This window comes from Staphylococcus sp. 2S1 (assembly GCF_046721335.1).
Classification (GTDB): Bacteria; Bacillota; Bacilli; order Staphylococcales; family Staphylococcaceae; genus Staphylococcus; species Staphylococcus equorum_A.
This window is the reverse complement of the sequence record NZ_JBEUUJ010000003.1, coordinates 1,690,583-1,702,751: the sequence shown is the minus strand read 5'-3', so window position 1 is coordinate 1,702,751 and position 12,169 is coordinate 1,690,583. Positions and strand designations below refer to the sequence as shown.

The 12,169-nt window shown below is 32.4% G+C and carries 4 protein-coding genes and 3 pseudogenes; 5 read left to right on the top strand and 2 right to left on the bottom strand.

The features are described from left to right. The first annotated feature begins 202 nt into the window (after positions 1–202). Positions 203–1,113: pseudogene (gene rihC, locus ABLV90_RS09025) on the top strand (ribonucleoside hydrolase RihC). Positions 1,114–1,266: 153 nt separating this feature from the next. On the opposite strand, the gene ABLV90_RS09020 reads toward rihC, so the two are convergent. Together ABLV90_RS09020 and ABLV90_RS09015 are read right to left on the bottom strand one after the other, a co-directional pair. Next, the gene (locus tag ABLV90_RS09020; RefSeq protein ID WP_427707651.1) at positions 1,267–2,415 is read right to left on the bottom strand and encodes a serine hydrolase domain-containing protein; all 1,149 of its coding nucleotides are present in this window, start codon (positions 2,413–2,415) and stop codon (positions 1,267–1,269) included. Positions 2,416–2,434: 19 nt separating this feature from the next. Then, a complete protein-coding gene (locus ABLV90_RS09015; RefSeq protein WP_460872519.1) occupies positions 2,435–4,093 on the bottom strand; it encodes a phospho-sugar mutase in 1,659 nt (552 codons plus the stop codon). Positions 4,094–4,568: 475 nt separating this feature from the next. On the opposite strand from ABLV90_RS09015, the pseudogene ABLV90_RS09010 reads away from it, so the two are divergent. From ABLV90_RS09010 to ABLV90_RS08995, 4 genes and pseudogenes are all read left to right on the top strand, one after another. Beyond that, positions 4,569–5,875, top strand: a pseudogene (locus ABLV90_RS09010) (LCP family protein). A gap of 21 nt (positions 5,876–5,896) precedes the next feature. Further along, complete coding sequence (locus ABLV90_RS09005; protein WP_460872518.1) at positions 5,897–6,367, top strand: DUF2538 family protein; 471 nt, start codon at positions 5,897–5,899, stop codon at positions 6,365–6,367. A 78-nt stretch (positions 6,368–6,445) separates the two neighbouring features. Beyond that, complete coding sequence (locus tag ABLV90_RS09000) at positions 6,446–6,868, top strand: GNAT family N-acetyltransferase (protein ID WP_427705036.1); 423 nt, start codon at positions 6,446–6,448, stop codon at positions 6,866–6,868. A 968-nt stretch (positions 6,869–7,836) separates the two neighbouring features. Continuing rightward, a pseudogene (locus tag ABLV90_RS08995) lies at positions 7,837–12,059 on the top strand (GW dipeptide domain-containing protein). Positions 12,060–12,169: the final 110 nt, after the last annotated feature.

Sequence of the window (12,169 nt, the reverse complement as noted above, 5' to 3'; positions counted from 1 at the left end):
CCAAGAAAAGACTTCTCTTTTAGAGAAGTCTTTTTTTATTATTAATTAAATGATAGAAGTTAGTTCCCGTTAAATTTTATGTTTCTTCCCTACTTTTATGCTCAATATAAATACACATTAATTTATATACAACACTTTTAAAAGAAAACAATGTAAAATGGATCCATACAATAACAAAATGATTTAGGAGGACTTAACAATTATGAAACAACCAATCATTATAGATACCGATCCTGGTATTGATGATGCCGTCGCTATAAGCATTGCGCTGAATCACCCTAACTTTGATTTACGAATGATTACGACAATTAATGGTAATGTTGGAATTGAAAAAACAACAGCGAATACATTGAAACTTAAGCAATTTTTTGCAAGTGATGTACCCGTTCATAGAGGTTCCTCTCAACCATTACTTTCCGATATTGTAAATGCAAGCAAAGTTCATGGTGAGTCAGGTATGGATGGTTATCCATTTCCTGAAGCAAATGAAAAAGATTTAGCTTCAACACATGCTGTCGAAGCAATGCGAAAAGCTTTATTAAATAGTGAAATTCCTATAACACTTATACCTATAGGTCCATTAACGAATATTGCCTTATTACTTTCTACTTATCCAGAAGTAAAAGATTATGTTAAAGAAATTGTGTTAATGGGAGGAAGCGCGAGGACGTGGTAATGTCACCCCTTTAGCGGAATTCAATATTTATTGTGACCCTGAAGCCGCACAAATTGTTTTTAATTCTGGTTTGCCTTTAACTATGGTAGGACTTGATGTAGCAAGAAGTTCAACTTTAAGCCATTCATTTGTAAATAATCTCCAAACACTAAATGAAACTGGTGATATGTTGCATCAAATCTTCAAGCATTACAAAGGCGATGATTTTGAAAAAGGGATTAATGTATACGATGCATATACTGTGCTTTATTTGCTTCATCCTGAAAAATTCAATGTACAGGAAGGCTGATGTACAAATAGAAACGAGTGGTACCTTTACAAAAGGTGCAACAGTAACTGATTTCAAATCTCGCTTCCCTAATTGTTCAGTGGTCATGTCCATTCATCCAGATACGTTTGAGGACATGTTCGTCAATGCACTAAAATACTGTAAATAAGTTGAATATGATTTGTAGCATAATATGACTATTATTTATACTTAAGAAAAAACACTCCTAATACTGTCATCAAGTTAAAGGTTATACCTTTACACTTTGCAGTTAGGAGTGTTTTAAATTACTTCACTTTAGGTTACTACAATAATCAAGTAATTAATAACGTTGCCCTACTATATTATAAGGCTTGTCTTGTTTTAGTAATTTATTAAAAATGTGTTTTATCTTTTCCTCATTATTCACATCATTATCTTCATAATTTGTCCCAAGCACCACAATATAGTCGTCATTAAAATATGCCGTAAATACTTGTCCAAAAAAACCACCATTAATTCGATTTTTATTAGGAAGTGAATAAAAACCATAACGATACGCTTTTGGATAACGTGGCGTTAAACTTTCATGTAGTAAAGGCGTTGTTATATTATCTTTGAACAGTTCGTTGTTTTGTAGAGTTAATATCAATTTCCCCATATCATGAGGGGTCATATATAAATTACCAGCGCCGTAATATTGGTTTAAAACATTAGGCTTCTGCTTAACCGGTTCACCTGTATTTTCATCTTTTTTATAGCCTTCCGCCATATCTTTTTTGAAAGTTTCATCATTAAAAAATGCCGTATGCTCCAATCCGTATGGCTTTGATAATCTGTTTTCGAAATTCTTTGAAAAAGATTCACCAGTTACTTCTTCTATCACACGAGATAAAACTAAGTAATTAGCATCATTATATCTATTTTTATTATAAAATTTAGGCTCAATCCCTCTCTGCTGTATTGACTGTACTGCACTATCTAAATTTTTATAAGAGGTTGAAGCTTTATATTTATATAAACCGCTTTGATGAAGCATAAGCTGATTTAATGTAATAGGTTTAGATGTTTTGAACCATGGCAAATATTGATTAACCACATCATTCATATTAATTTTTTGCTCATTTTCTAATTGCTTAAGCATTAATCCTGTGGTGAATTTTTGAGAAGATCCGATTAAATATAATGTGTCTGCCCTATTCTTTTCATCTGTTTCAAAATTTTTGAAACCATAGCCTTTATTTAATTTAAGTTGACCACGTTCAAAAACAGCTACAGTGCCGTTAAAATTAACTTTTTCTAAATATTGATGAATCGCGTTTATTTGTGGGTTGTTTTTATCCATTACTGTTTTTAAATTATTCGTATGAATACTTTGGTATTTCGTGTCTTGTTTATTATCTTGATAATATCTGTATCCAATTGTAAAAGTGATTATTGTTAAAATAAAGATTAAAAAAATCATAAGTTGTTTTAGTTTTTTTGATGTCATCTTGTCGCCTCTACATAAATTAATCTATATTTTGAATATAGTCTTTTTCAAATTGATCTGTAATTGCATCTATATCTTCTACATTCAGAGAGAAATAGAGTTTAATTTTTGGCTCTGTTCCGGATGGTCTAAGCGCGATAAATCCATTATCAAAAATAAATCTAATTAAATCCGTTTTCGGTAACGTTAATGCTTCAGTTGTACCCTCTATAACATTTCTATTTTCACCTGTATGATAGTCTTCTATTTGTTTTACATCCATACCACAAATTGAGAATATATCGTTATTTCTAAATTGACTCATTATATTCGAAATCTTTTCTACACCTTCGGCTCCTTCAAATGACGGTGCGAGTGTTCTATCTTTAAATGCACCAATATTTTGATAAATATCTTCCATAGTGTCTTTAAATGTTAAACCATTTTTAGATAATAGATTTTTATATTTAACTAATAAAGGTACCATTTGAATTGCATCTTTATCTCTAGAAATTGATTTCGCTAAATAGCCGTGGCTTTCCTCAAATGCGAGTAATAATTGCGTCTCATTGTCTGCACCTTTTTGCTCAATTAAATCAGAAATATATTTAAATCCAGTCAGCACATTATTAACTTGTACATTTAACGCTAATGCTAATCTTTCTGCTAACTCACTTGTGACGATAGATTTAATAATGTAAAGTGGTGCGCTTGCTTCAACTAATTCTTGGAATCTCAATTTCATAAACAGTAACCCAATTTCATTACCATTAAAATATCTATATTCATTTTTTCCATAACGCTCAATAAAACCAAATCTATCTGCATCAGGGTCTGTAGCTATGATCAGTTGTGCATCTGTTTTTTCTGCAAGTGCTAGGCCGTAATTAAAAGCAGTTTCATCTTCAGGATTAGCAATTTCTACAGTTGGGAAATTACCATCCGGTGTAGATTGCTCTTCTTCTATCACAAAATTTTGGTAATCCAATTCTGTTAATATATTTGAAACTAACGGTAAACTTGTACCATGTAAACTGGTTAATACTACTTTTGCACCTTTTTCATCAATCGAACCTACTAAATCTTTAACTTCACTTTTATATTTTTCAGTTACTTCACTAGTAATATATTTAATTCTATTATTTTCTTTTAATACTTCAAAATCGCCCTTTTTAATCGATAATGGAGATTCTATCGTATTAATATAATTACTAAGTTGTTCGGATTCATCAGGTAATAATTGGCCGCCTTTTTCATCATAAATTTTTATACCATTATAATTTTTAGGATTATGACTAGCTGTTATCATCACACCTGCATCTGCATTCAAATGTCTAACGGCAAATGATAACTCTGGAGTAGATTTATAATCTTCTGACAAAATAGGTATAACATTATTATTAGCTAGCACACTAGCCATTTCTTGTGAAAATGCTTTAGATAAAAATCTCGTATCAAAGTGTATTACTACAGTTGGTGAATCAATTTTACTTCTTAAAAATTGAGCTAAACCTAAAGCCACTTTGCGAATTGTAAATGCATTTAATCTTCCTGGTCCTAAGCCAAAAGTGCTTCTAATACCCGCAGTTCCAAAAGCTAAACTTCCTTTGAACCCTTCTTCTTTTTCTGTTTCTGTTTGTATTTCATAAAAATCTTTCACTAAACTCTCATCTATTTTATCTAACCATTCTTGCTTCATACTCGCTTTTCCTCCTCATATCTTTTGCTAAAGATATATCCATTTCAATTATTATTTTAAAAATATTTTATAGAAAGCATTGTTCTTAAATTATAACGTAGCAAAGCCCTTTTTTCTTATATTTATAATTATTTTGTCATTTCCTTGAAACACAGTTATTGTTCACAAGATGATATTTCTATTATATATTATAGCTCATGTATCGCTATAAATCATTTCTAAGCAAATGACAATTTTGTTAGTTTCTACTGATAAATTCCAATATATAAGCATTATACTTCACATACCCTGATTTAATTTTACTTTAAACTTGAAAATAACACATTCATAGTTGATATTTACTAGCTATAGTAATAAAATTATAAGTTATAGTACATTTTCTTCTTTACAAATATTTAATATAGTTAAAAGAGCTATAACATTTAACGATAATATAGTAACATGTACAAAATCATATACATGGGGAGCTTCAAACATGAATAAATTTTTAAAATATTTTTTAATATTTCTATCTTTAGTTCTTGTCGTTGTTCCGGTTATATTTGCTATCATTCTACTCAAATCATCTCAAGGCGCTTTTGAGAATTCTTTTAACGATGGTGACTCCTCTAGGAAATCAAACATTCGTGAATCTAAAGTCGATCCTTCTAAAGATCCTATTTCTATCTTATTTTTAGGTATTGATGGAAATAGTGGACGAGAAAAAAATGGGCAAAGTACTGAACAATCAAGAACCGATGCAATGATTCTTTCAACATTTAATTCCGATAAAGAACAAATAAGAATGCTAAGCATTCCACGTGATACAATCAGTTATATTCCAAAAGTAGGTTATTACGATAAAATCACGCATGCACATGCTTATGGTGGACCTACAGCTTCAATGGATTCTGTAGAAGCTACTTTAAACGTACCGGTTGATTATTATGTACGTATTAATATGGATGCATTCGTAGATGCTTGTTGATGAACTTGGTGGCATTGAATATAATGTCCCTTATGACATCAGTGAACCAAATACTGATGACAGTGGCAAAATAAAAGTTGAAAAAGGACATCAAAAACTAAATGGCGACGAAGCATTAGCAGTCGCTAGAACACGACATCATGATTCTGATTTAAAACGTGGTCAAAGACAAATGGAGTTAATTAAAAAACTCTTTGCTAAGGCACAAAATGCTTGGTTCCTTTAGTAAACTAGATGATGTTATTGAAATAGTTGGGAATAATTCAAAACATAATTTAAGCTATGATGAGGTAAAAGCTCTTGCAACATCTTATTTAAAAGATGATGTTGAAATCAAAAGTAAACAACTTGAAGGTGAAGATGATTACTTAAATGGAATCTATTATTACAATCCAGATATTAATAGTATTCAAGACACTTCAAATTTACTACGTGATGATTTAAATTTACCTAAGATTGAAGATACAAGTGATTTCTTAAATCAACGTGTCACTGATTTTTATGGTACACTCGTACCACAAACAGAGTTAGACAGTAGCCTACTTAGAAAAAATCAAAATGATACTACCAATGATGAAGATGAAGACAATTCATCTGAATTAAATAACACTGAAAACAACGATAATTCACAACAACAGAATAGCGACCAGCAACAGACTGATCCTAATCAACAACAAGTAGACCCTAACCAACAACAAAACAATAATAATCAGCAACAACAGAATAACAACATGCAACAAACTGATCCTAATCAGCAACAGGTAGATCCTAGTCAACAACAAAATGCTCAAGAAGTACCAACTAATCAATATTAACTGTGGAGAGGAGCTCACTATATGTCACGCAAAACATACGAAAAACTTGCTCATGTAAACGGAATGTTTAATGTTTTAGAACAACAAATGATACACAGCAAAGATATGGCGCTTTTTAGAAATGAATTTTTCTATGTCAATCATGAACACCGTGAAAACTATGAAGCTTTACGCATATATTATAAAGATAGTGATAACAACCCTATCATCGATGGTGCATGTTATATTGTTGGACTTCCAGAAATATTCGAAAAAGTTGATGTTTTTGAATCAGAATTACCGTTTTCGTGGGTTTATAATCAAAATGGTATAACAGAAACAATGAAAGAAATTAGCGTACCTATCCAATATCTTATTGCGGTCGCATTAGAGGTTACAGATGTTAATTTATTCAGACCGTCTGGTTTTACTATGGGTATGAATAATTGGAATATTGCTCAAATGCGAATTTTTTGGCAATATACTGCGATAATTAGAAAAGAAGCACAATAATCAATAAATTAACGCCCTATCATATTAAACTTTGATAGGGTCTTTTTTTAACCAAAATAAATGAAATGAGGAATTGTTATGTTTAAAATTGTTACCACGCCTTCCATGATGGAAGATGCATACAGTGTTCGAAAACAAGTATTTGTTCTTGAACAAGGTGTACCGTTAGAAAATGAAATAGATCAATACGAAGCTATTGCTACGCATATCATTGGATATGATGAAAACAACATCCCCTTCGCCACTGGTAGATTTCGTCCTTATGACAATGCCGTTAAAATAGAAAGAGTTGCTATTATTTTATCTCATAGAAAATCTGGATATGGCAAACTACTCATGCAATTTTTAGAAGAATCCGCTAAAAATCAAGGCCATCATTCCTTAATGCTAAATGCACAATGCCATGCTCAAACTTTTTATGAATCTCTAGGATATAAACCTTTTGGAAAGATTTTTATTGAGGAAAATATTGATCATATTGCTATGACAAAATCAATTTAACCCAATTTAATATGTTTTTGTATTTATATTGCAACTATCTTTTGTAATATTTCGATTTGTGTAATATTTCAATATTTTCAAAATTAAGCTTTATAACGCATTAAATCAGATGTTATAACTTTTCCAAAACTTAATTAGATTAATTTTATATTACAAATCAGTAAAAAGTAAACCACTCCTCCAAAAGTCGTATTATAATAGACATTAAATTATATAGTTAAAGGGGCAGTTTAATGACTAAGAAAAAGTTTACTTATAAAGTACCGTCGATGGTAGCACTAACGTTAGCAGGTACAGCTTTAACATCTCATCAAGCACAAGCTGCAGATGACGTACAAAATAAATCTACAAACGAGAATGTGTTAGATGATAAGAATACACTTAAACAAAGTGAACAAATCAAATCTGAAGTTAGTAAACCTACCACTAATATTTCAGGTACACAATCATACCAAGACCCTACACAAGTTGAACAGACCTTAGCAAACGAAGTTAATACTTACGATGCAGAATTAGATGAGTTGAACTCTGAGCAAACACCAAGTCAAGATACATACAATCAACAAACTTCAGGCCAAGAAGACCAAGCGAATACGCAATCTGAGGCTAATGAAGTAACTGAAAACACTCAGGATTCTGAAGATGCTCAAAGTATTGAACAAGAGCCCGCTCAAAACAATACTTCTTCTGACCTAAACCAACAAGATTCCGAAGAGACTCAACAATCTGTAGAAGATACTTCTAATCAAAATATTCAACACAACGAAGGCAATTCAACTGATGATGCAACTACTGCAGTTGATAACAGTCAAGCTGTTGAAAATACGCAAACTACTGAACAAAATACAGCTCAGGACAACACTTCTTCTGACGTAAACGAACAAAGTTCTAAAAATGCTCAACAATCTGAGGAAAATACTAATGTTCAAAATAATGAAGATAATTCAACTGATGATACAACAACTCCAATTAATAACAATCAAACTGTTGAAAATACGCAAGCTACTGAACAAAATACAGCTCAAGATAACACTTCTTCTGATGTAAACGAACAAAATTCTGAAGATACTAAAGCTACTGAAGAAGACACTTCTAATAAAGACGTTCAAGACAATCAAGCTAATCAAAATTCTGAACAAAATAAAGAGGACAACACTTCTTCTGATGTAAACGAACAGAATTCTGAAGATGCTAAAGCTACTAAAGAAGATGTTTCTGACAAAGAGGTTCAAGATGATGAAACTAATCAATCTACTGAACAAAATAAAGAGGACAACACTTCTTCTGACGTAAACGAACAGAATTCTGAAGATGCTAAAGCTACTGAAGAAGATGTTTCTAATGAAGACGTTCAAGATGATGAAACTAGTCAATCTACTGAACAAAATAAAGAGGACAACACTTCTTCTGACGTAAACGAACAGAATCCTGAAGATGCTAAAGCTACTGAAGAAGATGCTTCTAATGAAGACGTTCAAGATGGTGAAACTAGTCAATCTACTGAACAAAATAAAGAGGACAACACTTCTTCTGACGTAAACGAACAGAATCCTGAAGATGCTAAAGCTACTGAAGAAGATGCTTCTAATGAAGACGTTCAAGATGGTGAAACTAGTCAATCTACTGAACAAAATAAAGAGGACAACACTTCTTCTGACGTAAGTGAACAAGATTCTGAAGATACTCAACAGTCTGAAGAAGACGCTTCTGATAAAAACGTTCAAGATGATGAGGATGCTACAGCTTCTGAAGATAATAAAGAAGACAACACTTCTTCTGACTTAAACGAACAAGATTCTGAAGACGCTCAACAATCTGAAGAAGATACTTCTTCTGACTTAGACGAACAAGATTCTGAAGATACTCAACAATCTGAAGAAGATACTTCTGATAAAGACGTTCAAGATGATAAGGATGCTAAAGATTCTGAAGATAATAAAGAAGACAACACTTCTTCTGACGTAAGTGAACAGAATTCTGAAGATGCTAAAGCTACTGAAGAAGATGCTTCTAATGAAGATGTTAAAGCTTCTGAAGATAATAAAGTAGATGCCTCTTCTGACGTAAGTGAACAAAGCACAAGCGAAGATAGTAAGGCAACATCAACTGCAACTAAGCCTAGTACGCCAAGTACTACTGCGACAACAGTAAGTACAGAAGCTACTCCTAAATTAAGAGTAGCATCAGCTAATGTAAATAATACGCTTTCAACGCGTTCTGCAATAACAAGAGAAGCGGGCACAACAAGTTCTCTACCGAGCATATAGTCCACAAGTGAGTTCATCACTTAATAACTATATTCGTAACAATAACTTCCAAGCTCCAAATTATGAACAAGATATTGCAAGTTATTTACCGCAATATAATTATCGTTATGGTAAACCAGAAGGTATCGTTTTACACGAAACTGCAAATGATAACTCAACTATTACTGGTGAAATTAACTACATGAAGAATAATTATAATAGTGCTTTTGTTCATGCATATATTGACGGTAATCGTATTATTGAAACTGCAAATACTGACTATCTTGCTTGGGGCGTCGGTCCAGCTGCAAACGATCGATTTATTCATGTTGAGTTAGTTCATACACATGATTATGATTCATTTGCACGTTCAATTAACAATTATGCTGATTATGCGGCAACAAACCTACAATATTATGGTCTTTCACCAGATAGTGCTGAGTACGATGGACAAGGTACAGTTTGGACTCACCAAGCCGTTAGTACTTTCCTAGGTGGTTCTAATCATACGGACCCTCATGGTTACTTAGCTTCATATAACTACAGTTATGATGAATTATATGACCTAATCTATGAAAAATATTTAATTAAAACTGGTCAAGTAGCACCTTGGGGAGCAACATCTTCAGGTAGTACTAGTGGCAAAGACGAATCTACAAATACAGATGGTTCTAGCAATACTGGTGGCTCAGGTAGTACGGGTGGTTCTAGTAACACTGGTAGTACTGTTACCCCACCAAAAACAGGTTCATTAACAGTAGAAGCTAATAATGGTGTTGGCCGTATTAATACTACGAATGATGGCTTATATGCAACAGTTTATGACCACCAAGGTAAAAAAACTGATCGTACAAATCAAACACTAAAAGTTACAAAATCAGCCAAAATAGGCAACGAAAATTTCTATTTGGTAATTGATTATAATAAAGGGAACTTAATTGGTTGGGTTCACCAAAATGATGTGGATTATAATACAGCTAAACCTGTTACTGCGATAAATAAAACTTATAATATTAAACCAGGCGAAATTTTATATACAGTCCCTTGGGGTACTAGCTCTCAAAAAGCTGGAACTGTTTCAGGTAACGCTAACCAAACATTTAAAGCAACGAAACAACAACAAATTGGTAAAACAAACTATGTTTATGGCTCTGTAAATGATTTATCTGGTTGGGTAAGTTTAAGTAAGTTGTCTTCACCAAGTTCAACTGTTGCCCCACCCGCAAATACAGGTCAATTATCAGTAACTAATCTTACTAACCAACAAGGTACTGTAGCCAAAACAAATCATGGTGTCTACACTTCAGTTTACGACAAACAAGGTGTACAAAAACCATATGTGAATGGCAATACTTATAAATTAAGTAAAAAAGCTACACTTGGAAGTAATAGTTTCTACTTAATAACAGATAACAAAACGAATAGTAATATAGGTTGGATGCAAACCGGTGATATTACAGTTAATGAAGTCTGCTACTAAAAATACAGCAAACCCAACTCAATCAGTAAGTAAAATTGGTCAATTAAATAATACAAATTCTGGTATTAAGACTAAAGTTAATGATACAAAAGCCAAAGATGCATCTAAATTATCAGGCCGTACATTTAACGTTACAAAACAACGTACACAAGGCGATAACACTTACGTATTAATTCAAAATTCTAACCAAAACACACCATTAGGTTGGGTTAATACAAAAGACATCAATACACGTGATTTAAGTAAAACATCTGCTAAAAATGGTCAATTCACAATTAAATCTACAAATAATGGACTTTATGCAGTACCTTGGGGTACAAAAGCTCAACAATTAGACTCATTAAAAAATGTGAAAAACAATCAATTTAATGCTTCTAAATCAGTTAAAGTGGATAAAGATGAATACGTGTACGGTAATGTTAATAACAAGACTGGATGGATTGCGGCTAAAGATTTAAATACAAATACAAATAATAAAGTTGCAACCGAAACTCAAACATCTGACGTAACTAAATCGGCAGTTACACCTTATAAATTTGATTATGTTATTTATAATGCTGATGGTAGTTATTACTTAGATCCAACTTCTAATCAACCAGCAGGCTCATTAAATGATTTCTATGAAAGTATCTTTACAGTATTCGAGAAACAAGTTGTCAATGGTGTGACTTGGTATCACGGCAAACTATCTAATGGCCAAATGGTTTGGATTAAAGAAGAAGACTTACGCAAAGAGTTAATCAAATATTATCAATCTGGTCTAACGCTAGATGAAGCTGTTGCAATTCAAGCAGGTTTAAAAACCAAACCTCAAATTCAACACACACCAGGTAAATGGGAAGATGCTACACCTATCGAAATAAAAAATGCTATGGATACTGGTAAATTAGCACAAGACCCTACTCAAAAATATCAATTCTTACGTTTAGATAAATCTCAAGATATTGCTTCAGCAGATTTAGATAAACTTTTAGTTGGTAAAGGCATTTTAGAAGGTCAAGGCGAAGCATTCAGTGAAGCGACTAAGGCTTACAATATAAATGAAGTTTATTTAATCTCACATGCTCTATTAGAAACAGGCGATGGTACTTCAAAACTTGCTAACGGTGGCGATGTAGTAGATGATAAAGTCGTAACAGATGGTCCAAACAAATATTATAATATGTTTGGTATCGGAGCAGTTGATAGCGATGCAGTTAAACAAGGTTTCGCTACTGCCAAATCTAACGGTTGGGATACAGTTAAAAAAGCAATCGTTGGTGGCGCTAAATTCATCTCAAGTTCATACATCAGCCAAGGTCAAAATACACTTTATAAAATGCGTTGGAACCCTGAAAATCCAGGTGAACATCAATACGCAACTGACGTAAGATGGGCAGAGCACAATGCCACACGTATTAAAGGGTTCTATGATTCAATGGGTAAATTAGGTAAATATTTTGATGTAAATACTTATAAAGCTTAATTTACACCTACAATACTATATTTTCTTTTATACAATTAAAATAAGAGTACATGATCACTCAACAGATATTTTCTATGAGTGATACATGTACTCTTAAATTTTTATTTATT